Annotated in this window: 23 protein-coding genes and 1 riboswitch; of the genes, 21 read left to right on the top strand and 2 right to left on the bottom strand. The window is 68.1% G+C overall.

The genetic code is table 11. From position 1 onward, the window contains the following. The first annotated feature begins 2 nt into the window (after nucleotides 1–2). Both ftsB and ACFQPB_RS13485 read left to right on the top strand, forming a co-directional pair. Nucleotides 3–287 (top strand): cell division protein FtsB, encoded by a 285-nt coding sequence (gene ftsB / locus ACFQPB_RS13490; protein WP_382203990.1) that lies wholly within the window; start codon nucleotides 3–5, stop codon nucleotides 285–287. Beyond that, nucleotides 284–961 (top strand): AAA family ATPase, encoded by a 678-nt coding sequence (locus ACFQPB_RS13485; RefSeq protein WP_382224127.1) that lies wholly within the window; start codon nucleotides 284–286, stop codon nucleotides 959–961. Before ftsB ends, ACFQPB_RS13485 begins: the two co-directional genes overlap by 4 nt. 3 nt (nucleotides 962–964) lie before the next feature. Here the strand turns inward: ACFQPB_RS13485 and hslO are convergent, their stop codons facing one another. Next, entirely contained in the window at nucleotides 965–1,945 is a 981-nt protein-coding gene (gene hslO / locus ACFQPB_RS13480; RefSeq protein WP_382224125.1) for an Hsp33 family molecular chaperone HslO, read from the bottom strand. Between the two features lie 37 nt (nucleotides 1,946–1,982). Continuing rightward, nucleotides 1,983–2,507 carry a gamma carbonic anhydrase family protein gene (locus tag ACFQPB_RS13475; RefSeq protein ID WP_382224122.1) on the bottom strand — a complete coding sequence of 175 codons (525 nt, stop codon included), beginning with the start codon at nucleotides 2,505–2,507 and terminating at the stop codon, nucleotides 1,983–1,985. A gap of 42 nt (nucleotides 2,508–2,549) precedes the next feature. On the opposite strand from ACFQPB_RS13475, the gene ACFQPB_RS13470 reads away from it, so the two are divergent. The 19 genes from ACFQPB_RS13470 to ACFQPB_RS13380 all read left to right on the top strand — a co-directional run bounded on the left by ACFQPB_RS13470 (nucleotide 2,550) and on the right by ACFQPB_RS13380 (nucleotide 22,364). After that, the gene (locus tag ACFQPB_RS13470; RefSeq protein WP_382224119.1) at nucleotides 2,550–3,359 is read left to right on the top strand and encodes a ferritin-like domain-containing protein; all 810 of its coding nucleotides are present in this window, start codon (nucleotides 2,550–2,552) and stop codon (nucleotides 3,357–3,359) included. Between the two features lie 171 nt (nucleotides 3,360–3,530). Further along, complete coding sequence (locus ACFQPB_RS13465; RefSeq protein ID WP_382203982.1) at nucleotides 3,531–3,836, top strand: DUF485 domain-containing protein; 306 nt, start codon at nucleotides 3,531–3,533, stop codon at nucleotides 3,834–3,836. Beyond that, nucleotides 3,836–5,554: a cation acetate symporter gene (locus tag ACFQPB_RS13460; RefSeq protein WP_382224116.1), complete on the top strand. Its 1,719-nt coding sequence runs from the start codon at nucleotides 3,836–3,838 to the stop codon at nucleotides 5,552–5,554. The genes ACFQPB_RS13465 and ACFQPB_RS13460 overlap by 1 nt, the downstream gene beginning before the upstream one ends. A gap of 139 nt (nucleotides 5,555–5,693) precedes the next feature. Further along, nucleotides 5,694–7,082 carry an ATP-dependent RNA helicase DbpA gene (gene dbpA / locus ACFQPB_RS13455; protein ID WP_382224113.1) on the top strand — a complete coding sequence of 463 codons (1,389 nt, stop codon included), beginning with the start codon at nucleotides 5,694–5,696 and terminating at the stop codon, nucleotides 7,080–7,082. 48 nt (nucleotides 7,083–7,130) lie between these two features. Then, on the top strand, nucleotides 7,131–7,844 hold the full coding sequence (locus ACFQPB_RS13450) for a YebC/PmpR family DNA-binding transcriptional regulator (protein ID WP_382224110.1): 714 nt from the start codon (nucleotides 7,131–7,133) through the stop codon (nucleotides 7,842–7,844). A gap of 21 nt (nucleotides 7,845–7,865) precedes the next feature. After that, the gene (locus tag ACFQPB_RS13445; RefSeq protein WP_382224107.1) at nucleotides 7,866–9,815 is read left to right on the top strand and encodes a sensor domain-containing diguanylate cyclase; all 1,950 of its coding nucleotides are present in this window, start codon (nucleotides 7,866–7,868) and stop codon (nucleotides 9,813–9,815) included. Between the two features lie 43 nt (nucleotides 9,816–9,858). After that, nucleotides 9,859–10,099: riboswitch (cobalamin riboswitch) on the top strand. A gap of 79 nt (nucleotides 10,100–10,178) precedes the next feature. After that, a complete protein-coding gene (locus tag ACFQPB_RS13440) occupies nucleotides 10,179–12,023 on the top strand; it encodes a TonB-dependent receptor domain-containing protein (RefSeq protein WP_382224104.1) in 1,845 nt (614 codons plus the stop codon). Beyond that, entirely contained in the window at nucleotides 12,020–13,357 is a 1,338-nt protein-coding gene (locus ACFQPB_RS13435; protein WP_382224101.1) for a cobyrinate a,c-diamide synthase, read from the top strand. The genes ACFQPB_RS13440 and ACFQPB_RS13435 overlap by 4 nt, the downstream gene beginning before the upstream one ends. Beyond that, nucleotides 13,354–13,932, top strand: coding sequence for a bifunctional adenosylcobinamide kinase/adenosylcobinamide-phosphate guanylyltransferase (locus ACFQPB_RS13430; RefSeq protein ID WP_382224098.1), 579 nt, complete (start codon nucleotides 13,354–13,356; stop codon nucleotides 13,930–13,932). The genes ACFQPB_RS13435 and ACFQPB_RS13430 overlap by 4 nt, the downstream gene beginning before the upstream one ends. Then, nucleotides 13,929–14,789 (top strand): ABC transporter substrate-binding protein, encoded by an 861-nt coding sequence (locus tag ACFQPB_RS13425; RefSeq protein ID WP_382224095.1) that lies wholly within the window; start codon nucleotides 13,929–13,931, stop codon nucleotides 14,787–14,789. The genes ACFQPB_RS13430 and ACFQPB_RS13425 overlap by 4 nt, the downstream gene beginning before the upstream one ends. Further along, entirely contained in the window at nucleotides 14,786–15,808 is a 1,023-nt protein-coding gene (locus tag ACFQPB_RS13420) for a FecCD family ABC transporter permease (protein WP_382224092.1), read from the top strand. The genes ACFQPB_RS13425 and ACFQPB_RS13420 overlap by 4 nt, the downstream gene beginning before the upstream one ends. A 4-nt stretch (nucleotides 15,809–15,812) precedes the next feature. Further along, nucleotides 15,813–16,601 (top strand): ABC transporter ATP-binding protein, encoded by a 789-nt coding sequence (locus tag ACFQPB_RS13415; RefSeq protein WP_382224090.1) that lies wholly within the window; start codon nucleotides 15,813–15,815, stop codon nucleotides 16,599–16,601. An 11-nt stretch (nucleotides 16,602–16,612) separates the two neighbouring features. Continuing rightward, nucleotides 16,613–17,194 (top strand): cob(I)yrinic acid a,c-diamide adenosyltransferase, encoded by a 582-nt coding sequence (cobO, locus tag ACFQPB_RS13410; protein WP_382203965.1) that lies wholly within the window; start codon nucleotides 16,613–16,615, stop codon nucleotides 17,192–17,194. After that, nucleotides 17,194–18,132 carry an adenosylcobinamide-phosphate synthase CbiB gene (gene cbiB, locus ACFQPB_RS13405; RefSeq protein ID WP_382224087.1) on the top strand — a complete coding sequence of 313 codons (939 nt, stop codon included), beginning with the start codon at nucleotides 17,194–17,196 and terminating at the stop codon, nucleotides 18,130–18,132. The genes cobO and cbiB overlap by 1 nt, the downstream gene beginning before the upstream one ends. Next, nucleotides 18,129–19,091: an aminotransferase class I/II-fold pyridoxal phosphate-dependent enzyme gene (locus ACFQPB_RS13400; protein ID WP_382224085.1), complete on the top strand. Its 963-nt coding sequence runs from the start codon at nucleotides 18,129–18,131 to the stop codon at nucleotides 19,089–19,091. The genes cbiB and ACFQPB_RS13400 overlap by 4 nt, the downstream gene beginning before the upstream one ends. Beyond that, on the top strand, nucleotides 19,088–20,104 hold the full coding sequence (gene cobT / locus ACFQPB_RS13395; protein ID WP_382224083.1) for a nicotinate-nucleotide--dimethylbenzimidazole phosphoribosyltransferase: 1,017 nt from the start codon (nucleotides 19,088–19,090) through the stop codon (nucleotides 20,102–20,104). The genes ACFQPB_RS13400 and cobT overlap by 4 nt, the downstream gene beginning before the upstream one ends. After that, nucleotides 20,101–20,907: an adenosylcobinamide-GDP ribazoletransferase gene (locus ACFQPB_RS13390; RefSeq protein WP_382224080.1), complete on the top strand. Its 807-nt coding sequence runs from the start codon at nucleotides 20,101–20,103 to the stop codon at nucleotides 20,905–20,907. The genes cobT and ACFQPB_RS13390 overlap by 4 nt, the downstream gene beginning before the upstream one ends. Further along, on the top strand, nucleotides 20,904–21,467 hold the full coding sequence (locus tag ACFQPB_RS13385) for a histidine phosphatase family protein (protein ID WP_382224077.1): 564 nt from the start codon (nucleotides 20,904–20,906) through the stop codon (nucleotides 21,465–21,467). Before ACFQPB_RS13390 ends, ACFQPB_RS13385 begins: the two co-directional genes overlap by 4 nt. Before the next feature lie 33 nt (nucleotides 21,468–21,500). Continuing rightward, nucleotides 21,501–22,364: an amidohydrolase family protein gene (locus tag ACFQPB_RS13380; protein ID WP_382224074.1), complete on the top strand. Its 864-nt coding sequence runs from the start codon at nucleotides 21,501–21,503 to the stop codon at nucleotides 22,362–22,364. Nucleotide 22,365 lies beyond the last annotated feature (1 nt).

Here is a 22,365-nt window from a genome sequence, read left to right as displayed (position 1 = left end):
TGATGGGCAACCGCCTCGTCCCGCTGCTGCTGCTGGCCTTGCTGGGCATCGTCCATGCCCAGCTGTGGCTGGGGCGCGGCAGCGTGCCACAGGTGAATGCCCTCAAGCAGCAACTGAGCGAGCAGGAGCAGCTCAACCGCGCCGCGCAATGGCGCAACGAGCAGTTGGCCAGCGAGGTACGCGACCTCAAGGAAGGCCAGGACATGGTGGAAGAACTGGCCCGCCAGGAACTGGGCATGGTCAAGCCCAACGAGGTCTTCGTCCAGATTGCCCAGCCCAAGAAGTGAACGCCGCGCCGTTCACCGTGGCCTTGCTGGGGGCCGAATCCACCGGCAAGAGCCATCTCACCCAAGCATTGGCGCAACAACTCCACGGCACACACGGCCTGCGGGTAGACGTGGTCGAGGAACACCTGCGCGACTGGTGTGAACAGCATGGCCGCGCACCGGTGCAACACGAACAAACCGCACTGGCACACACCCAAAGCCAACTCATTGCCCAGGCCCGCGCCAAGCCCGGCGTACAGGTGGTGGTGGCCGACACCACAGCGCTGATGGTGGCGGCCTACAGCGAACAGTATTTCAATGACCTGTCCTTGTGGCCCAGGGCGCTGGCCGATCATTCAACCTGCGACCTCACCCTGCTCATGGGCCTGGACCTGCCGTGGGTGGACGACGGCCTGTGCCGCGACAGCCCGACGGCCCGCCAGACCACCGACAACATCTTGCGCACCCGGCTGGAGCAGGCCGGCGTGACCTACCAGACGGTGTACGGCCAGGGCGACAGCCGAACGTCACAGGCCCTGCGCACGGTGAGCGCCCGCATGGGCCTCAGGTTGAGCGCGCAAGACCCGTTCTGGGAGCAGGGCCGGCGGCCCTGGAACTGCGAGAAATGCAGCGACCCGGCGTGTGAACACCGGCTGTTCCGCGATCTCATCGCACAGCGCCAGCCGGGCGGCTGAAGCTCACTGCACGCTGCTGGTGCCCGGCGGCATCTGCGCCTGTTGCAGGAAAACACTGGCCGCGTCCACCGGGTCGTAGCGGTACTGGGCACCGCAAAAATCGCAGGCCACCTCCACCTGGCCCTGCTCGGCCAAAATGGACTCCACCTCGTCGCGCCCCAGGCTGCGCAACATGCCCGAGACCCGCTCGCGCGAGCAGGTGCAGGCGAAACGCGGCGCATGGGCACCGTCCTGCGGCGCAAAACGCAGCACCTGCTCTTCCCAGAACAGGCGGTGCAGGATGGTGTCGGCGTCCAGGCCCAGCAACTCCTCGCGCTTGAGGCTCTTGGCCAGGATGGCGATGCGGTTGTAGTCCTCATTGCGACCGATCTGGTCCTCGTCCGCACGCTGCAGGCCACTGCCAGAGAGGTTGGCCTCGCCTTGCAGCGGCAGGCGCTGGATCAGCAGGCCCGCGGCCATGTGCTCGTCGGCCGCCAGCACCAGGGTGGTGTCCAGCTGCTCGCTCTGCAGCATGTAGTGCTCCAGCACCTCGCTCACCTTCTCCAGCTTCTCCTTGCGGTCGCCATGCAGCGGCACCACACCCTGGTAAGGCTGCTGGCCGGGCTGGCGGTCTTGTGGGTCCAGGGTGATGGCACAACGGCCGTGGTTGTTGACGTTGACCATGTGCGAGAGCGGCGCGTCCAGCGCCACCTCGCCATCCACGGTGGCGGTCGCGCGCAGGCGCAGGTCCGATTGCACCTCCACCACGGCCAGCTTGACCGGGCCATCGCCATGCACCTGCAGCACCAGCGCGCCGTTGAACTTGATGTTGGCCTGCATCAGCACGGCGGCGGCCGTCATCTCGCCCAGCAACTCGGTCACGGCGGGTGGGTAGGCCCCGCTTTGCTTGCGGCGCTGCAGCATGTCGCGCCAGGCGTCGTCCAGACGCACCAGCATGCCACGCACCGGCATGCCGTCGAAGATGAATTTGTGGAGTTCTGACACGCGTTGGCCTTCTTTCGCAAAGGGTGGCAAATGGGGTTCAGCCGAGCTTCTTCAAGCCTTTGCGGTAGCGGTCGGCGTTCTCGGTGTAGTGCAACGCGCTGCGCTTGAGGCCCTCGATCTGCTCGGGCGTGAGCTGGCGAACCGCCTTGGCCGGGCTGCCGATGATCATCGAGCCCTCGGGGAATGCCTTGCCTTCGGTCACCAGCGCACCAGCGCCCACCAGGCAGTGTTTGCCAATCTTGGCGCCATTGAGCACCACCGCACCGATGCCGATCAGCGATTCGTCGCCGATGGTGCAGCCGTGCAGCATGACCTGGTGGCCCACCGTCACACGTTCGCCGATCACGAGCGGAAAACCGTGGTCGGCGTGCAGCACGCTGGCGTCCTGGATGTTGCTGCCCGCGCCCACGGTGATGGTTTCGGTATCGCCACGGATCACCGCGCCAAACCACACGCTGCTGCCCTCGGCCAAGCTCACGTTGCCCATCACCTGTGCGCTGTCGGCCACCCAGGCCGACGCCGCCACCTGCGGGGCCACACCATCGAGTTCGTAAATCGCCATCGCTGCCCTTGTCTGTGCGGGTGAAAACCTAGAATTGTAGGGATGAGTGCCCCCGCCGACATCCGCCAGCGCGCCTTGGCCGCCCTGTGCGACAACGATCCCAAGCAAAAAGTCGATGCGGTGCATGCGCTCTGGCTCGACCTGCCCCTGGCGCCGCTGGACGCATCGGCCACGCTGACCCCCGCCGCCGCCCTGCCCGGGCGCCCTGCCCGCCCGCGGCTGCTGCCACCCATGCAGGTGCCCACGCGCAGCCCCTTCACGCCCGAAGGCCTGGCGGCGCTGCTGCACGCCATCACACACATCGAGTTCAACGCCATCAACCTCGCGCTGGACGCGGCCTGGCGCTTCCCCGGCATGCCAGCCGAGTTTTACCGCGACTGGCTGCGCGTGGCCGACGAGGAGGCCACCCACTTCGGCCTGCTGCGCGACCACCTGTTGAGCCTGGGCCACGCCTATGGCGATTTCGACGCACACGACGGCCTGTGGACCATGTGCGTGAAAACGCAGGACGACATCACCGCACGCATGGCCCTGGTGCCGCGCACCCTGGAGGCACGCGGGCTGGACGCCACGCCACAAATCCAGGCCAAGCTGCGCAAAGCCGGCACACCGGACGCGCTGAAGGCGGTGGACATCCTGGACATCATCCTGCGCGACGAGATTGGCCACGTGGCCATCGGCAACCGTTGGTACGGGTGGTTGTGCGCGCAACAAGGGCTGGACGCCATCGCCCACTACCGCGTGCTGGTGCGTCGCCACGAGGCGCCCCGCCTGCGCCCGCCCTTCAACGAAGCGGCGCGCCGCCAAGCGGGCTTCAGCACCGAAGAGCTGGACTACCTGCTTGGCGCCTGACAAAGCCGCCACAAAATTGTCAGCCAACGTACAGTTTGGCGTCAGTCCAGGGTAATCCCGCAGGCCTACATTCCCCCAACTCCTGCGAGGGCTTGGTGCCTGTCACTTGACACGCGTGATGGCAATCACTTCGGGACAGGAGCCATCCATCTGTCTGAGGGGAGAACACTCATGGAAACCACGTTGGCGGACAAAATCGCCGCGCACCCGAAATACCGGGAACTCAAGGCCAAGCGTTCGAGCTTCGGCTGGACACTCACCATCCTGATGATGATCGTGTACTACGGCTTCATCCTGCTGGTGGCCTTCAACAAGCCCTTTCTGCTGCAGAAGCTGGGCAGCGGCGTCATGACCCTGGGCATGCCCATCGGCCTGGGCGTGATCATTTTCACCATCGTCATCACCGGCATTTACGTGCGCCGCGCGAACAGCGAGTTCGACGACCTGACAGAAGAAATCAAAAAGGCGGTGTTGTGATGAATCCGATGTTCAAACGTTCGTTTGCGCTGCTCGCGCTTCTGGCCGCAGCAGGTGCCGCGCTGGCCGCTGGTGCCGACCTGGGCCAGGCCGAAAAACAGGCCACCAACTGGACCGCCATCGGCATGTTCGGCGCCTTCGTGGCCGCCACCATGTTCATCACCAAATGGGCCGCCGCCAAAACGCGCTCGGCCGCCGACTTCTACACCGGCGGTGGTGGCATCACCGGGTTCCAGAACGGTCTGGCCATTGCCGGCGACTACATGTCGGCCGCGTCCTTCCTGGGTATTTCCGCAGCGGTGATGGCCTCGGGCTTTGACGGCCTGATCTACTCCATCGGCTTCCTGGTGGGCTGGCCCGTGGTCACCTTCCTGATGGCCGAGCGCCTGCGCAACCTGGGCAAGTTCACCTTCGCCGACGTCGCCGCCTTCCGCTTCAGCCAGACCCCCATCCGCGTCTTCGCCGCGTCGGGCACGCTGGTGGTGGTGGCCTTCTACCTGATCGCACAAATGGTCGGTGCCGGCCAGCTCATCAAGCTGCTGTTCGGTCTGGAGTACTACATCGCCGTCATCATCGTGGGCGCGCTCATGATGGTCTACGTGCTGTTCGGCGGCATGACCGCCACCACCTGGGTGCAAATCATCAAGGCCTGCCTCCTGCTGGGCGGTGCGTCCTTCATGGCCTTCATGGTGATGTGGAACTTCGGTTTCAGCCCCGAAGCCATGTTCGCCAAAGCGGTGGAAATCAAGACCGGCCTGGCCTCGGCTGCGGGCAAGTCGCCCGAGGAAGCGGCTGCCACGGGTTTCTCCATCATGGGCCCGGGCAACTTCGTGAAAGACCCGATCTCGGCCATCAGCTTCGGCATGGCCCTGATGTTCGGCACCGCCGGCCTGCCCCACATCCTGATGCGCTTCTTCACGGTGCCCAACGCCAAGGAAGCGCGCAAGTCGGTGTTGTGGGCCACCACCTGGATCGGCTACTTCTACATCCTGACCTTCATCATCGGCTTCGGCGCCATCACCTTCGTGCTGACCAACCCGCAGTTCCTCGACGCCAAGGGCGGCCTGATCGGCGGCGGCAACATGGCCGCCATCCACCTGGCCAACGCCGTGGGCGGCAACGTGTTCCTGGGCTTCATCTCGGCCGTGGCCTTCGCCACCATCCTGGCCGTGGTGGCCGGTCTCACGCTTTCGGGCGCATCGGCCGTGTCGCACGACATCTACGCCACCGTGATCAAGAAGGGCAAGGCCGACAGCGCCTCCGAACTCAAGGTCTCGCGCATCACCACCATCGCGCTGGGCATCATCGCCGTCACGCTGGGCATCGCCTTCGAGAAGCAGAACATCGCCTTCATGGTGTCGCTGGCCTTCGCCATCGCCGCTTCGGCCAATTTCCCCGTGCTCTTCATGAGCGTGTTGTGGAAGGGTTGCACCACACGCGGCGCGGTGGTCGGCGGCTTCCTGGGCCTGATCTCCTCGGTGGTGCTGACCGTGTTGTCGGCCTCGGTGTGGGAAGCCGTGCTGGGCAACGCCAAAGGCAGCGCGCCCTTCCCCTACACCTCGCCCGCCCTGTTCTCCATGACCATCGGTTTTGTGGGCATCTGGCTGTTCTCGGTGTTGGACAACAGCAAGCGCGCCCAGATCGACAAGGCTGGGTTCCTGGCGCAGCAAGTGCGTTCTGAAACCGGCATCGGTGCTTCCGGCGCCTCGGGGCACTGAAAGCTCCCCCCCGTCGCTTGCCCACTACGTGTGGCCGCATCCCCCCTCAGGGGGCGACACCAGCCGTCCGGCAAAGCCGGCCCGGCGGTGTCCTGCGGTCATACGGGGACGCGGCGCTCTGGCCCGTCGATAATTGGGGATGACCGTTTCCTCCCCGACCGATTTCGCCTCCCTGCCCCTGTCACCGGCCACCCTGGCCAACCTGGTGACCCTGGGTTACCAGCAGATGACGCCCATCCAGGCGGCCAGCCTGCCGGCCGCCCTGCTGGGCAAGGACATCATCGCGCAAGCCAAAACCGGCAGCGGCAAAACCGCTGCCTTTGCGCTCACCCTGCTGGCCAACCTCAATCCCCGCCGATTTGCGGTGCAGAGCCTGGTGTTGTGCCCCACGCGTGAGTTGGCCGACCAAGTGACCCTGGAGGTCCGCCGCCTGGCGCGTGCCGACGACAACATCAAGGTCGTCACCCTGTGTGGTGGCGTGCCGCTGCGCGGCCAGCTGGCCACGCTGGAGCACGGCGCCCACATCGTGGTGGGCACACCCGGGCGGGTGATGGACCACCTGGAACGCCAGAGCCTGCAACTCGACGCCATGAACACCCTGGTGCTGGACGAAGCCGACCGCATGTTGGACATGGGTTTCTTCGACGACATTGTGAAAGTGGCCCGGCAGTGCCCCAAGGAACGCCAGACCCTGCTGTTCTCGGCCACCTACCCCGAAGGCATCGCCAAGCTGGCCGCGCAGTTCATGCGCGAACCGCTGACCGTGACGGTGGAAGCCCAGCACAGCGGTGGCCAGATCGAGCAGCGCTGGTACGAGGTGAAGGACAAAGACCGCCTGCACGCCGTCGGCCAATTGCTGATGCACTTCCGCCCGGCCAGCACCCTGGCCTTTTGCAACACCAAGGTCCAGTGCCGCGACCTGGTGGACGTGCTGCACGCGCAAGGCATCAGCGCGCTGGCCTTGCACGGCGACCTGGAGCAGCGCGACCGCGACCAGGTGCTGGTGCGTTTTGCCAACCGCAGCTGCTCGGTGCTGGTGGCCACCGACGTGGCCGCGCGTGGGCTGGACATTGCGAGCCTCGCCGCCGTCATCAACGTGGACGTGACGCCCGACCCCGAGGTGCACATCCACCGCATTGGCCGCACCGGGCGTGCGGGCGAAAGTGGCCTGGCGCTCAACCTGGCAAGCCTTGATGAGATGGGTTCGGTGGGCCGCATTGAACAACTGCAGAAGCAAGAGTCGGTGTGGCACCCGCTGGATGAGCTCAAGCCCACGGGCAGCGGGCCGCTGCTGGCGCCCATGGTCACCCTGCACATCCAGGGTGGGCGCAAGGAAAAAATCCGCCCCGGCGACGTGCTGGGCGCACTCACCGCCGACCTGGGCTACACCCGCGAACAGGTGGGCAAAATCAACGTCAACGAGTGGTCCACCTACATCGCGGTGGACCGCGCCATCGCCGAGCAGGTGGCGAACCGGCTCAGCCGCATCAAGGGCAAAAACGTCAAGGCTCGCCTGCTCGAAGACTGAAGACCCACCCATTCACCACATCGACATCCACACACAAAGGTACGCAGCATGGGCGCGCAATGGAAAGCGAAACACAAGGACCTGGCGGCCAACGCCAAGGGGCGCTTGTTCGGCAAACTGGTCAAGGACATCATGATCGCGGCGCGCGATGGCGCCGACCCCAACGCCAACGCGCGCCTGCGCCTGGCGGTGGAGCAGGCCCGCAAGGCGTCCATGCCCAAAGACACGCTGGACCGCGCGATCAAGAAAGGCGCGGGCCTCAGCGGTGAAGTCGTGCATTTCGAGCATGTGATCTACGAAGGGTTTGCCCCGCACCGCGTGCCGGTGATGGTGGAATGCCAGACCGACAACGTGAACCGCGCCGCCTCCGAGATGCGGGTGCTGTTCCGCAAGGGCCAACTGGGCACCTCGGGTTCTGTCGCCTGGGATTTTGACCACGTGGGCCTGATCGAAGCCGAACCGGCCACGCCCGGCGCCGACCCCGAACTGGCCGCGATCGAGGCCGGCGCGCAGGACTTCGAGCCCGCCGATGAGGACGGTGCGACCCTGTTCATCACCGCGCCCACCGACCTCGATCTGGTGGGCCGCGCCCTGCCCGCCCATGGCTTCAAGTTGCTGTCGTCCAAGCTGGGCTACCGGCCCAAGAACCCGGTCAGCGCCGCCAGCCTCACGCCTGCGCAACTGGACGAGGTGGAAAGTTTCCTGGCGGCGCTGGACGCCAACGAAGATGTGCAAAACGTCTTCGCAGGCTTGGGCGAATAAGGGCGCCGAAGGGTTGTGGGCGTGAACACCGTCCGCCTGACGCTGCGCACCTGGCTGTTGTTGTTGGCCGGCTTGAGCACGCTGCCTTTGCTGGTGCTGGCCGCGTCGGTGTTGTGGTCGTACAAAAACGACCAGCAACGGGTGCTTCAAGAGCGCCTGAAAACCCGCACCGAGGTGTTGGCGCAATCGGTGGGCGAACGCATCAAAACCGCAGTGGGCACGCTGCAGGGGGTGGCGGAATCGAACGCGGCCATGGCGCTGGACGTGCCATCGCTCTACGCGCACGCGCGGCGGCTTGTTGCCCACAACCCAGATTTCCGTGCCATCACGCTGGCAGACAACCAGGGGCGGCTGCTGTTCCTGACCTCGCTGCCGCTGGGCGCGCCCGTGCGCTCGCTCAACGCGCCGGAACGGGTCACCGAAGCACTGCTCACGCAAAGCCCCAACGTTTCCGGCCCGTTCGCGTCACCGCTCGGGCCTGCCGAAAAAGTAGTGGCCGTGACGGTGCCCATCGTGCGCGGCGAGGTGGCCACACACGCGCTGCGCATGATCCTGACGAGCGAGTCCATCAGCGACATGATCGACGAGCGCCGACTCCCTGCTCAGTGGGTGGCCGGTATCGCCGACCGCAACGGCACGGTGGTGGCACGCAGCCGCGCCGCCGAGCGCTACGTGGGGCAGCCGGTCAACGGCGAATTCACAGCGGCCGTGACGGGCAAGCTGCCGCAGCCGTTTGAAGGCACCACGCTGGACGGCGTCAAGACCATCAACCACGTCTTGCCCGTTTTTGGCGTCGACTGGTATCTGGGCGTGGGCGTGCCCACATCGGTGCTGAACGCCCCCGTCACCGACATGCTCTCGCGCATTGCGCTGGTCGCGCTGTTGTGGATTTCCCTGTCTGTGGTGGCCACCCGGGCCTTCGCGGGCTACCTGACACGCCAGATGGACACGGTGGTGCGGGTGTTTGGCCGCGACGAACTGAGCTTGCCGGCAGGCCAGTCCATACGCGTGCAGGAGCTGTGGGACATTCTGCAAGGGTTCTGGCAAGCCAAACAGGCCGAATCGGCCGCGCGCAGCGATCTCAGCACCGTGGCGCTGCAACGCGACGAGGTGCAAGACCTCTACGACCGCGCGCCCTGTGGCTACCACTCGCTGGACCACCAAGGCCGCGTGCTGCGCATGAACCAGACCGAACTCGGTTGGTTGGGCCTGAGCCGCGAACAAGCCCTGGGCCGGCCTTTCAGCGATTTCCTCACACCAGAGAGCCAGGCCATTTTCCGAGAGCGTTTCCCGCAGTTCGTGCGCGATGGCAGCATCAAGGACCTGGAGCTGGACATGGTCCGTGGCAGCGGCACGCCCATGCCGGTGCTGGTCAGTGCCACGGCCATCAAGGACGCCCAAGGGCAACTGGTGTCCACCCGGTCCACCGTCTTCGACAACACCGATCAGAAGATGATGGAGGCCCAACTGGAGCGGCTGGCGCGCACCGACGTGTTGACTTCGCTGAGCAACCGGCGCGATTTTTACGAACAGGCCGCCCGCGCCATCGCCCACAGCCGTCGCCACCACACGCCTTTGTCGCTGGTGTTGATGGACATCGACCACTTCAAGAGGATCAACGACACCCACGGCCACGCGGGTGGTGACGTGGTCTTGCGCAAGCTCAGCCACAGCCTGGGCGATGCACTGCGCGAAACCGATGTGCCCGCGCGGCTGGGCGGCGAGGAGTTTGCCGTGCTGATGCCCGCCACCGCGCTGGACCAGGCGCTGGCGGTGGCCGAACGCCTGCGCGACACGCTGGGCCACACGGCCGTCACGCTAGCTGACGGGCAGCAGATCCACTTCACGGTGTCCATGGGCGTGACCGCGTGGCAACCGGCCGACGCCGACATCGACGCCACCCTGCACCGCGCCGACGAGGCGCTGTACCGCGCCAAACACGCGGGGCGCAACCGGGTGGAGCAGGCCTGAAGGCCAAGGTGGTGTAGCCAACGGCGGCCACCGCTGAGGCTGTGTTTACAATGCGCTCGTTGGTGCTCGCGGCCCGCCTCTTGGGCCGCAGTTCAACGGGAAGCTGGGGGGAACCGGCCTGTCACACAGGCCACTCCTAACCAGCGCTGCCCCCGCAACGGTAAGCGGACGGGGTGATCCTCACCCCCGCATCCCTCACTGCCACTGGCCGCCCGCAAGGCGGCTGGGAAGGCGACGGATGTTGCTCCGCCAGCCCGGATACCGGCCAACAAGGGGGTGTCACGCCTGCATCGCAAGCGCGGCACCGTAAGGTCCATTCACCGTCGGGGAAGGCGGTGCGGACATCCTGGCTTGTTCTTGTTCATGAAAACCCGCTCTCTCCGCGCGCACCGTGCCGCGTGGGCCTTGGCCGCCTGTGCCTCGCCGTTGTGCCACGCCCAAACCTCTGTCGAGGTCGTCGCATCCCTGTCCGAAACCCTGGTCACCGCCACCCGCGTTGTGCAGCCGCTGACCGACGTGGTGGCCGACGTCACCCTGATTGACCGCGAGGCGTTGGAACGCAGCGGCGCCACCGGCATTGCCGACGTGCTGGCCCGCCAGCCCGGCATCACCATCGCCCGCAACGGTGGCCCTGGCGCCACCACCAGCGTGTTCGTGCGCGGGGCCGAAAGCCGCTTCACCACCGTGCTGGTGGACGGCGTGCGGGTGGACTCGCAATCCACCGGCGGCGCCACCTGGAACGCCATCCCGCTGGCGCAGATCGATCGCATCGAGATCGTCCGCGGTCCGGCCGCCGCGGTCTACGGCTCCGACGCCCTCGGTGGTGTCATCCAGATCTTCACCCACCGGGGCGAAGCCGGCTTCAACCCGAGCGTGGGCGTGGGGGTGGGCAGCCATGGCACGCGCCAGGTGGAGGCGGGCCTCAGTGGTCGGGAAGGTGCCTTCGACTACGCACTTTCGCTCAGCCGCGACAGCAGCCAGGGCTTCAACGTGCAGCCCAGTGGCAACCCCGACCGCGACGGGTATGAGCATGAGGCCCTCAGTGCGCGTCTGGGCTGGCAGCTCCACCGCGAACACCGGCTGGAAGCCACCACGCTGCACACCCGGCAGGACACGCAATACGACGCGTCCACCCCGGGCCGGGACGACCATGCCTTGCACCGGCTGAACACCCTGGGCCTGCAATGGCTGGCGCAATGGAGCCCCAGCCACAACAGCCGCCTGAGCGTGAGCCGCAGCCGCGACCGCTACGAGACCCGACCTACGCCCTACGTGACCGACACCCACATCACCAGCTACCTGCTGCACAACAGCTGGCAGGCCGGCGGACAACAGTGGTCGGTGGACCTTGAGCGGCGCGAGGATGAGCTGGACAACGCGAGCACCACCCCCACTCGCACCCGCCGTTCGCAGGACGCGCTCGCCATCGGCCACGGCCGCCGCTGGGATGGGCACAGCCTGCAGCTCAACCTGCGCCACGACCAGGACAGCGAGTTCGGCGGCAAAACCACCGGCAGCGCGGCCTACGCCTACGAGCTGTCGCCCCAGTGGCGCGCCAGCGCCTCGGCCGGAACGGCCTTCCGTGTGCCCACGCTGTACCAGCGCTTCAGCATCTACGGCACGCCCGACCTGAAGGCCGAGTCCGGCCGCAACATCGAGTTCGGCCTGAAGCACGACACGCCCACGCGCCACTTCACCGTGGTGGCCTACCGCAACCGGGTGGACAACCTCATCACCTACGTGAGCGGCCCCGGCAGCTGCGTCAACGGCACGGGCAGGCTACCCGGCTGCTACGCCAACACCGCGCGTGCTCAGTACCAGGGCGTCACCTTCAGCGGCGACCAGCGCCTGGGCAACACCGTGCTGCGCGCCTCGCTGGACCTGCTGGACCCGCGCGACCTCGACACCGGCAAACAGCTCGCCCGCCGCGCCCGCCGCCAGGCCACCCTGGGCCTGGACCAGCGGCTGGCCGACTGGCAACTCGGTGCCGAGGTGCAACTGGTGGCCCACCGCTACAACAACGCCACCAACACCCAGCGCCTGGGCGGCTACGGCTTGTTCAACTTGAGCGCCACCAAACCACTGGGCCGCGACTGGCGCCTGATCGCCCGTGTGGACAACCTGGGCGACAAGGCCTTTGAAACGGCGCGTGGCTACGCCACCGCCGGCCGCACGGTCTACCTGGGTCTCAAGTGGGCGCCGCAATGAGCACCGCGCCGGTCTCCTGCCCGGCCGTGCTGGTGGCCGCGCCCGCCTCGGGCCAGGGCAAAACCACCGTGGCCGCCGCCCTGGCACGCCTGCACACGCGCGCTGGGCGCCGCGTGCGCGCCTTCAAGTGTGGGCCCGACTTTCTGGACCCACACTGGCTCACGCTCGCCAGCGGCCACCCGGTGGACAACCTGGACCTCTGGATGACCGGCGAGGCCGGCTGCCGCGCCCGCCTGCACGCCGCCGCCGCTGACGCCGACCTGCTCGTCATCGAAGGTGTGATGGGCCTGTTCGACGGCACGCCCAGCGCGGCCGGCCTGGCCCAACGCTTTGGCCTGCCCGTGCTGGCGGTGATCGACGCCTCGGCCATGGCCGGCACCTTCGGCGCACTGGCGCACGGCCTGCGGCATTACCGCGCCGGCCTGCCCTGGGCCGGCGTGCTGGCCAACCGGGTGGCCAGCGCGGGCCACGCACAGATGCTGGAAGCGGCCCTGCCCACCGACGACAGTGGTTGGCTGGGCGCCGTGCCGCGCGACGCCGCCTTCACCCTGCCCGAACGCCACCTGGGCCTGACCGTGGCCAGCGAACTGCCGGACGCGATGGCCCGCCTGGATGCCGCTGCCGACGCCCTGGCCGCCACCCCACTCGGCCAGATGGACACCGCCGCGCTGGCACGCTGGGCAGTGCCCTTCGAGGCCCCTCCGGCGCACACGCCCACACCCCCGCTGCTGGCCGGCCGCACCATCGCCGTGGCCCGCGACGCCGCCTTTTGTTTCATCTACCCCGCCAACCTGGACACGCTGCGCGCCCTGGGCGCCCAGGTGGTGTTTTTCTCGCCCCTGGCCAACGAGCCCCTGCCCGCCTGCGACGCCGTGTGGCTGCCCGGCGGCTACCCCGAGCTACACGCCCAGACCCTGCAGCACGCCGCCCTGTGCCGCGCCAGCCTGCTGGCCCACGTGGCGGCCCACAAGCCGGTGTGGGCCGAGTGCGGCGGCATGATGGTGCTGTTCGAACTGCTGCTCCAGGTCGACGGCCAAACCCACCCGCAGTGGGGCCTGCTGCCCGGCCAGGTGAGCATGCAAAAGCGGCTGGCGGCGCTGGGCCCGCAGCAGCTCACCCTGCCAGCCGGCACGCTGCGCGGCCACACCTTCCACTACTCGCGGTGCGACACACCTTTGGCGCCCGTGGCCCACACCGAAGCGGTGCGCGGTGGCGTCACGAAACCCGGCGAGGCGGTCTACCAACGGGGCAGCGTGCGCGCGAGCTACTTCCACGCCTGGTTTGCCTCCGCACCTGAGGCCACCGCCAGCTTGTTCATGGAGGCACCGTTGTGAACAGCCCCTTTGCCCGCAGCGAACTCATTCTGGGTGGACAGAAAAGTGGCAAATCGCGCCGCGCCGAAGAACGGGCGCATGCCTGGCTGCAGGGCGACCCCCACCACGAAGCGGTGCTGATTGCGACCGCCAGGCCCTGGGACAACGAGATGCGCGAACGCATCGCCCGCCATCAGCGTGACCGCGCCCAACGTGTGCCTGGCCTGCGCACCGTTGAACATGCCCACGCCTTGGGCGACAAGCTGCTGGCATCGAGCTTGCCACACCGCATGGTGTTGGTGGACTGCCTCACCTTGTGGCTGACCCACCACCTGATGCCGCCGCCCGGCCAAGCGCCCCACACGCCCGAAGCCACACAAGACGAGGTGAACCGGCTGTGCCAGGCCATTGCCTGTGCCTCGGGGCCGGTGGTGCTGGTCGGCAACGAGATCGGACTCGGTGTGATTCCAATGGGCCGCGAGGTGCGCGCCTTTGTGGATGCGCTGGGCCAGTTGAACCAGGCCGTGGCCGCACAGTGCGAACGCGTCACGCTCATGGCCGCCGGACTGCCTTTGACCTTGAAAGGCGCGCCATGAAACGCCTGCTGGTGGCCTGTGTGCTCGTTTGCCTGAACCTGGCAGCACAGGCTTTGGAGGTCACCGACGACCGGGGTGTGGTCGTGCGCTGGAACACCCCGCCACAACGCATCGTCTCTCTGCTGCCCTCGTTGACCGAAAGCCTGTGCGAACTGGGCCAGTGCCACAAACTGGTGGCAGTGGACCGCTATTCCAACTGGCCCGCCCAGATCGCGACGCTGCCCCGCGTGGGCGGCGGGCTGGACCCGAACATCGAGGCCATCGTCGCGCTCAAACCCGACGTGGTGCTGCTGGCCCATTCGTCGCGCGCCATCGCCCGGCTGGAAAGCCTGGGCCTCAAGGTGGTGGCGCTGGAGCCCAAAACCCATGCCGACGTGCAGCGCGTGTTGGGCAAGGTGGCCGCCGTGGCTGGCCTGGACGCCGCCGCCGCGCAGACCGTGTGGCGCCACATCGATGCGGCGGTGTCGGCGGCGGCGCAATCGCTGCCACCGCAGGCGCGGCGCACGCGGGTGTATTTCGAAGTCAACCGCGCACCCTATGCGGCCGGCACCTCGTCCTTCATCGGCGAAACCCTCACGCGCCTGGGCGTGGCCAACATCGTGCCGGCCGCGCTGGGGCCCTTTCCCAAACTCAATCCCGAGTTTGTGGTGCGGGCCAACCCCGACCTCATCATGGTGGGCGCCCGCAACGCCGAGGGCCTGACCGCGCGCCCCGGCTGGCACACCGTGCGTGCGGTGCGAGAGCGGCGCCTGTGCATCTTTCCCAACGAGGCGTCGGACGTGCTGGTGCGCCCCGGCCCCCGCATGGCCGAAGCCGCGCGGCTGATGGCGCAATGCCTACAGGAGAAAGCGCCATGAGCACCGCTGCACTGGATGTGCGCCTGCCGCGACCAGCCCGCCAGCACCCGATCGGGCTGGCCGTGGTCTTGCTGCTGTGCGCTGTGTTGCTGGCGCTGCTGGGCCTGGGCGTGGGCAGCACCGGGCTGCAAAGCCTGCGCGCGCTGATGGCCGACCCCACGGCCACCGCCATCGTGTGGGAGATACGCGCCCCGCGCACGCTGGGCGCGTGCCTCACCGGCGCGCTGCTGGGCCTGGCGGGCGCCATCGCGCAGGGCCTGTTCCGCAACCCCCTGGCCGACCCCTTTTTGATGGGCAGCGCCTCGGGCGCCTCGCTGGGCGTGGCCTTGTGCCTGGCCCTGTTGGGCACCACATCCGTGGCTGCGCCGTGGCTGCTGCGCCTGGGCCTAACGGGTGCCGCATTTTTGGGTGCCATGGCCGCTGTGGCGCTCACGCTCGCCCTGGCGCGTGGCGTGACCCACACCCTGCGCCTGCTGCTGGCCGGTGTGGTGGTGGGCGTGGTGTTGGGCGCACTCACCTCGCTCATCACGCTGGCCGTGCCCGAGGTGTTGCAGGCCATGCAGGCCTTTTTGCTGGGCTCCACCGGCTACCTGGGCTGGCCCGCGTGTGCGTTGATGGCCGGCGTGGCCGCGCCCTGTGTTGTGGTGGCCTGGGGCCTGTCGCGGGTGCTCGACGGACTGGCGTTGGGCGAGGCCACCGCCCAGAGCCTGGGGCTGCCACTGCTGCCGCTGCGCGTTGCGCTCGTGGCCATCATGGCCCTGGCCACCGGCACCGCCGTGGCCCAGGCTGGCCTGATCGCCTTCGTTGGTCTGGCCGCGCCACACCTGGTGCGCGGGGCCGTCAAAACCACCCACGCCTGGCTGTTGCCGTTGGCTACGCTCATGGGTGCGGTGCTGCTCATGGCCGCCGACCTGTTGGCGCGTGGTGCGCTGGCACCACAAGAACTGCCCGTGGGCGTGGTGACCTCCATTCTGGGCGGAAGCTACCTGCTGTGGCTCATGCACCGCCGTGCCGGCTGATCTGATGCTCACCCCGCCCGCCCTTCGAGCCACGGAGCTGAGCGTCTCGCTAGGCAGCGGCCCCTCGCGCCGCCAGGTGCTGTCCGGCCTCAACCTCACGCTGCGCGCCGGCGCCTGGACCGCGATCGTCGGGCCCAATGGCGCCGGCAAGTCCACCCTTCTCAAGGCGCTCGCACAAGTCGTCCCTCATCAGGGCCAGGTGGCATTGCTGGGCGAGCCGATGGCCGGCCTGGGCGCACGCGAGCGCGCCCGCCGCCTGGCCTGGCTGGCCCAGAGTGGCGCCGGTGAAACCAGCGCCGACGACCTCACGGTCTATGACGTGGCCCTGCTCGGCCGCCTGCCCCACCAGGCCTGGCTGGCGCCGCCCAGCGCCGCCGACCACGCCGCCGTGGAAACCGCGCTGCGCCAGTCCCAGGCCTGGGACTGGCGCACCCGTGCGCTGGGCGAACTGTCGGGCGGTGAGCGCCAGCGTGTTTTGCTGGCGCGCCTGCTGGCGGTGCAGGCTCCGGTGATGCTGATGGACGAACCATTGGCCAACCTCGACCCGCCCCACCAGGCCGACTGGATTGCCCTGGTGCGCGCGCTGGTGGCCGAAGGCCACACCGTGGTCAGCGTATTGCATGAGATCACCCTGGCCCTGATGGCCGACGAGCTGGTGGTGATGCGCCAGGGCCACATCGATTACGTCGGCCCGGCTCACGATCTGGTCGCGCACCGCTGCCTCGAAACCGTTTTTGACCACCGCATCGCCATCCACCCCCTGAACCACCAATGGGTGGCACTGCCACGCTGACCGGAGACACCATGCAACTCGAATCACCGCCCACCGAAAAACGCTACGACAAACCCGAGGGCGAACGCCGTGGCCTGGTCATCGTCCACACCGGCGACGGCAAGGGCAAAAGCACGGCCGCTTTCGGTCTCGCACTGCGCGCCTTTGGCCGCACCCATGTGCACCACAAGCAGGTGCGCATTTTCCAGTTTATGAAGGTTCCTTCTGCCCGTTTTGGCGAGCACCGCATGTTCGAACAGTTGGGCTTGCGCATCGAAGGGTTGGGCGACGGCTTCAGCTGGAAAAGCCAGGACCTGGAGCACTCCGCCCAACTGGCGCGCGACGGCTGGCTCAAGGCGCGCGAAGCCATTCTCAGCGGCGAGTGCTTCATGGTCACACTCGACGAACTGACCTACCCACTCATCTATGGCTGGCTGCCGCTGGACGACGTGCTCGACACCCTGCGCCAGCGCCCGCGCCATGTGCATGTGGTCATCACCGGCCGCCGCTGCCCGCCCGAAATCATCGAACTGGCCGACACCGTGACCGAGATGACGCTGGTCAAACACGCCTTCAAGGCGGGCATTCCGGCGCAACGTGGCATTGAGGACTGATGGCGGTCACCGCCCTGGCCATCCTCGTTGCACTGGCGGTGGACCGCCTGTTCGGCGAACCGCCCGCGCACTGGCACCCGGTGGTGGCCATGGGCCGTTACCTGGGCTGCACAGGCGCGCGTGTTGCGCCCACAACAGGCCAAACCCACCGGCCCTGGCGGGTGTTCCTGCTGGGCGCGCTGGCCTGGGCGCTCGGTGCCACGCTGGTGGTGGTGCTTGCAGCGGGTGTTGTGATGCTGGTGCGTGAGGCGCCGCCCCTGTGGCAATCCCTGCTGCTGGGCCTGCTGCTCAAGCCCTTGCTGGCCTGGCGCCTGCTGCACGAGGAGGTGTGGGCCGTGGAAACCGCGCTGGCTCAATCGCTGGACGCTGGTCGCGCACGCCTGGCCTGGTTGGTGAGCCGCGACGTGACAGCACTGACCGACGCCGAGGTGCGCGAAAGCGCCATCGAATCGCTGGCCGAAAACCTCAACGACTCGGTGGTGGCGCCACTCTTCTGGTTTGTGATTGGCGGCCTGCCGGGCGCGGCGTTGTACCGCTTCGCCAACACCGCCGACGCGATGTGGGGCTACCGGGAGGAACGCCAGGGCCGCGACTGGACCTGGGCCGGCAAATGGGCGGCGCGGGCCGATGATGTGTTGTCGTGGGTGCCAGCCCGCCTGACCGCGTTGCTGCTCGTGCTGTGGCGGCCGTGGCGCATGTGGTGGCACCTGCCACGCGAAGCCCGCCTCACGCCATCGCCCAACAGCGGCTGGCCCATGGCCGCCATGGCACTCAGTCTGGGCGTGCGCCTGGGCAAACCTGGCGTGTACACCTTGAACGCTGAGGGCCGCGCGCCTGGGGCCGCCGACACAGAACCGGCCATCCTCCGTGCCACACGCGCCGTGCAAACGGTGTGCGCGGGCGCCCTGCTGTGCCTGGTGTGGGAAGGCTTGCAATGAACCGCCACCACGGTGGCCCCGACGCGGCCGGCGTGCCACGTTGGGACTTCTCCACCAACAGCAATGCCTGTGGCCCCTGCCCCACCGCGCTGGCGGCGGTGCAGGCGGCCGACGCCACGCGCTACCCCGACCCGGCGTACACCGAACTGCGCACGGCGCTGGCCCAGTTCCACGGTGTGGCCGAAGCGCGCATCGTGCCGGGCAGCAGCAGCAGCGAACTCATTGCCCGCCTGACGGCCTGGGTGGCGCGTGGTGGTGGCCGCACGGTGTGGTTGCCAACCGAGGCCTACGGCGACTACGCCCATGCGGCCGCGCAGTGGCGATTGACACGCGTAGCGACACCGACGCAAGCCGATCTGGCCTGGTGCTGTACGCCCAGCAGCCCGCGTGGTGTGGCAGAACCCACGCCCTGGGCCGACCTGCGCCAGGCCCGTGTGCTCGCGCTCGATCGCGCCTACGAACCCCTGCGCCTGAGCGAGTCGCCGCCATCCGCCGCATGCTGCGACGACGCCTGGCAGCTGTGGTCGCCCAACAAGGCACTGGGGCTGACGGGCGTGCGCGGCGCCTACGCCATCGCGCCCGCGGGGGCCACGGCGCAAGCGGCAGAACTGATGGACATGGCCGCATCCTGGCCACTCGGCGCGCACGCCGTGGCCCAGCTGACGGCCTGGACACGCACCGACACCCAGCGCTGGCTGCACAACAGCCGCGCGCAACTCCGTGTGTGGAAGGGGGAGCAGATCGCCATGCTGCAAAGCCTGGGCTGGACCTGCCTGCCCAGCGACACACCCTACTTCTGCGCCCAGCCGCCTCAGGCCCTGGACGGTGACGCGCTGCGCCGCCAGGGCATCAAGCTGCGGCCCACCGACAACATGGGCCTGGCCGCCCACTGGCGGCTCAGCGTCCAGCCCCCCGCCGCGCAAGCGGCACTTCATCAAGCCCTGCTGCAACACCCATGAACCTCGCCCAACAACTCCAGGCCTGCCTGGACAACAAAACCAAACCCGTGGGCTCGCTCGGCCGCCTCGAATCTCTGGCGCTGCGCCTGGGGCTCATCCTTCAAAGCACCATGCCCGAACTGCGCGCGCCACAGATGCTGGTGTGCGCGGGCGACCACGGCCTGGCCGCGCGTGGCGTCTCGGCCTACCCCAGCGACGTCACCTGGCAGATGGTGGAAAACTTCCTGGCCGGTGGCGCGGCGGTGAGCGTGCTCGCGCGCCAGCACGGCATTGCCCTCACCGTGGTGGACTGCGGCGTGCGACACGATTTCGCGCCCCGCCCCGGTCTGCTCGTGCGCAAGATCGCGCCGGGCACCGCCGACGCGCTGGACGGCCCCGCCATGACCGACGCGCAGTGCCAAACCGCCCTGGCCAATGGCCGCGCCGTGGTGCAAGGCCTGCCGGGTAACGCGCTGCTCTTGGGCGAAATGGGCATAGGCAACACCTCGGCCGCGTCGCTGCTGCTGGCCCGCCTGGGCGGGCTGGACATCACGGACGTGACAGGCGCCGGCACCGGGCTGGACGCGCCCGGCGTGCAACGCAAGATCGCCGTGCTGCGCCAAGTGCTGGCGCGCCACGCCACCGCCACCGCGCCGCTGCAGGCGCTGGCCGCCTTCGGTGGTTTCGAGCTCGCCACCCTGGTGGGCGCCGTGTTGCAGGCCACACAGGAACACCGCGTCATCGTCGTCGATGGTTTCATCGCCAGCGCCGCCGTGCTGGTGGCCAGCCGGCTGGATACCACGGTGCTGGACCACTGCGTCTTCGCCCACCGCTCCGGCGAGCCCGGCCATGCCCTCATGCTGGCCCTGCTGCGCGCCGAACCGCTGCTGGACCTGGGCCTGCGCCTGGGCGAAGGTTCGGGCGCGGCCCTGGCCTGGCCGCTGCTGGTGTCGGCCTGTGCCATCCTGCGCGAGATGGCCAGTTTCGAGGCGGCTGGCGTGGCGCGCGCGGCCACCGAGGTGCAGCCCACGTGACACAAGCGGTGCGTCATTTCCTGCTCGCCCTGCAGTTCTTCACCCGCATCCCGGTGACGGGGCGGCTGGCGGCCTGGGTGGGCTACAGCCCGGCCATGCTGCGGGCCAGCGCGGTGCACTTTCCCGGGGTGGGCTGGGTGGTGGGCATGCTCAGCAGCGCGGTGTTTTGGGGGTTGTGCTGGACTTTGCCGCCGCTGCCCGCAGCACCTTGGGTGGCAGCGGCACTGAGCACGGTGTTCAGCGTGCTGCTGACGGGGGCCTTCCACGAAGACGGCCTGGCCGACCTGGCCGATGGCCTGGGCGGCAGCCTGGACCGCGAGCGCGCGCTGGACATCATGAAGGACTCGCGCATCGGCAGCTACGGTGCGCTGGCCCTGGTGCTGGCCGGCGCCACCAAACTGGGCCTGCTGGCGCTGATCGCCCAGCACAGCGTGGCGCTGGCCGGCGCGGCGCTGTTCGGTGCCCACGTGCTCTCCCGCCTGCTGCCGCTGTGGACCGTGTACCGCTTGCCACATGTGGGGGACACCTCACGCTCCAAGTCCAAACCGCTGGCCGATGCCCTGGGTGGCTGGGCCCTGCTGCGCGCCAGCCTGTGGTGGTGGCCCGCACTCGCGGTGCTGTACGCACGCTTGCCGCAGGCGCCCTGGTGGCTGGCCATGCTCGGGGCCATGCTGGGCATGGCGTGGGTGCACCGGCTGCTGCACCGCCGCCTAGGCGGCTTCACCGGTGACGGGCTGGGCACCGCCCAGCAGGTGAGCGAGGCAGGCTTCTACTTGGGCCTGGCACTGGGTTTGGCGGCATGAAGCTGTGGCTGCTGCGCCATGCCCGCGTGTTGGCTGCACCCGGCCTGTGCTACGGCGCCAGCGACCTGCCCGCTGACCCCGAGGCCACACACGCCGCCGCACAGGCCGCTGCAGCCGTGTTGCCCGCCGGCCTGCCGGTGTGGGTGTCGGGACTGCAGCGGGCGCAACAGTTGGCGCACGACCTGCACACGCTGCGCCCCGACCTGGGCGCGCCCCGCCGCGACCCGCACCTCAACGAAATGGACTTTGGCTGCTGGGAAGGGCACACCTGGGCCCACCTCCCACGCACTGCGGTGGACGCCTGGACCGCCGACTTCGCCCACCACCGATTTGGTGGCGCGGAGAGCACCCAGCAGGTGATTGACCGTGTGGCCGCCGCGCTGGCGGACCTCGTCGCCCAGGTGGGCCAGGACGGCGAGGCCCTGTGGGTCACGCACGCGGGTGTGGCGAAGGCGGTGATGTTCCTGAAGGCGCAAGGCGCGAGGCCCATTCGGTCGGCGGCCGAATGGCCGACAACAGGCATCGGCCACGGCGAGTTGTTGTCGGTGGTTTGGTTATAGTAAATAACCAAATCACCCCCGCCGGAGACGCGCATGGACCACCAGAACCTGATCGCCATCGACATCCACACCCACGCCGAGGTGAGTTGCTGGAACCCCTTCGACAACTACGGCGAGGAATACGACCGCGCGGCGGACAAGTATTTCGGCAGCAACCGCCGGCCCACCATCGCAGAAACCATTGCCTACTACCGCGAGCGCAAGATCGGGCTGGTGATGTTCACGGTGGACAGCGAGTCCAAGCTGGGCCGCCGACGCATCCCCAACGAGGAGATTGCCCAGGCCGCGCGCGAGAACAGCGACATGATGATGGCCTTCGCCAGCATCGACCCGCACAAGGGCAAGATGGGCGCGCGCGAGGCCGAGCGGCTGATCAAGGAAGAAGGCGTCAGGGGCTTCAAGTTCCACCCCACGGTGCAGGGCTACCACCCCTACGACAAGATGGCCTGGCCGATCTACGAGGTCATCAACGCCCACAAGCTGCCTGCCATTTTCCATACCGGGCACAGCGGCATCGGCAGTGGCATGCGCTGCGGAGGCGGCCTGCGGCTGGAGTACAGCAACCCCATGCACCTGGACGACGTGGCGATCGACTTCCCCGACATGCAGATCGTCATGGCCCACCCGAGCTTTCCATGGCAGGACGAGGCCCTGAGTGTGGCCACCCATAAACCCAACGTGTGGATCGACCTGTCGGGCTGGAGCCCCAAGTATTTCCCGAAGCAGTTGGTGCAGTACGCCAACACGCTGCTGAAAGACCGCATCCTGTTCGGCAGCGACTACCCACTCATCACGCCCGAGCGCTGGATGAAGGACTTCGAGGTGGCGGGCTTCAAACCCGAGGTGATGCCGGGCATCCTCAAGGGCAACGCGGTGCGCTTGCTGGGATTGGGGTAAG

Origin of the sequence: Hydrogenophaga atypica (assembly GCF_042665215.1) — a bacterium.
GTDB classification, from domain to species: domain Bacteria; phylum Pseudomonadota; class Gammaproteobacteria; order Burkholderiales; family Burkholderiaceae_C; genus Hydrogenophaga; species Hydrogenophaga defluvii_A.
This window is presented reverse-complemented; position numbering and strand designations above follow the sequence as displayed.

Coding starts and splice junctions, on each gene's coding strand:
- ftsB (WP_382203990.1), top strand. CDS start 3: ATGGGCAACCGCCTCGTCCCGCTGCTGCTGCTGGCCTTGCTGGGCATC.
- ACFQPB_RS13475 (WP_382224122.1), bottom strand. CDS start 2,507: ATGGCGATTTACGAACTCGATGGTGTGGCCCCGCAGGTGGCGGCGTCG.
- ACFQPB_RS13470 (WP_382224119.1), top strand. CDS start 2,550: ATGAGTGCCCCCGCCGACATCCGCCAGCGCGCCTTGGCCGCCCTGTGC.
- ACFQPB_RS13465 (WP_382203982.1), top strand. CDS start 3,531: ATGGAAACCACGTTGGCGGACAAAATCGCCGCGCACCCGAAATACCGG.
- ACFQPB_RS13460 (WP_382224116.1), top strand. CDS start 3,836: ATGAATCCGATGTTCAAACGTTCGTTTGCGCTGCTCGCGCTTCTGGCC.
- dbpA (WP_382224113.1), top strand. CDS start 5,694: ATGACCGTTTCCTCCCCGACCGATTTCGCCTCCCTGCCCCTGTCACCG.
- ACFQPB_RS13450 (WP_382224110.1), top strand. CDS start 7,131: ATGGGCGCGCAATGGAAAGCGAAACACAAGGACCTGGCGGCCAACGCC.
- ACFQPB_RS13440 (WP_382224104.1), top strand. CDS start 10,179: ATGAAAACCCGCTCTCTCCGCGCGCACCGTGCCGCGTGGGCCTTGGCC.
- ACFQPB_RS13435 (WP_382224101.1), top strand. CDS start 12,020: ATGAGCACCGCGCCGGTCTCCTGCCCGGCCGTGCTGGTGGCCGCGCCC.
- ACFQPB_RS13425 (WP_382224095.1), top strand. CDS start 13,929: ATGAAACGCCTGCTGGTGGCCTGTGTGCTCGTTTGCCTGAACCTGGCA.
- ACFQPB_RS13420 (WP_382224092.1), top strand. CDS start 14,786: ATGAGCACCGCTGCACTGGATGTGCGCCTGCCGCGACCAGCCCGCCAG.
- ACFQPB_RS13415 (WP_382224090.1), top strand. CDS start 15,813: ATGCTCACCCCGCCCGCCCTTCGAGCCACGGAGCTGAGCGTCTCGCTA.
- cobO (WP_382203965.1), top strand. CDS start 16,613: ATGCAACTCGAATCACCGCCCACCGAAAAACGCTACGACAAACCCGAG.
- cbiB (WP_382224087.1), top strand. CDS start 17,194: ATGGCGGTCACCGCCCTGGCCATCCTCGTTGCACTGGCGGTGGACCGC.
- ACFQPB_RS13400 (WP_382224085.1), top strand. CDS start 18,129: ATGAACCGCCACCACGGTGGCCCCGACGCGGCCGGCGTGCCACGTTGG.
- cobT (WP_382224083.1), top strand. CDS start 19,088: ATGAACCTCGCCCAACAACTCCAGGCCTGCCTGGACAACAAAACCAAA.
- ACFQPB_RS13385 (WP_382224077.1), top strand. CDS start 20,904: ATGAAGCTGTGGCTGCTGCGCCATGCCCGCGTGTTGGCTGCACCCGGC.
- ACFQPB_RS13380 (WP_382224074.1), top strand. CDS start 21,501: ATGGACCACCAGAACCTGATCGCCATCGACATCCACACCCACGCCGAG.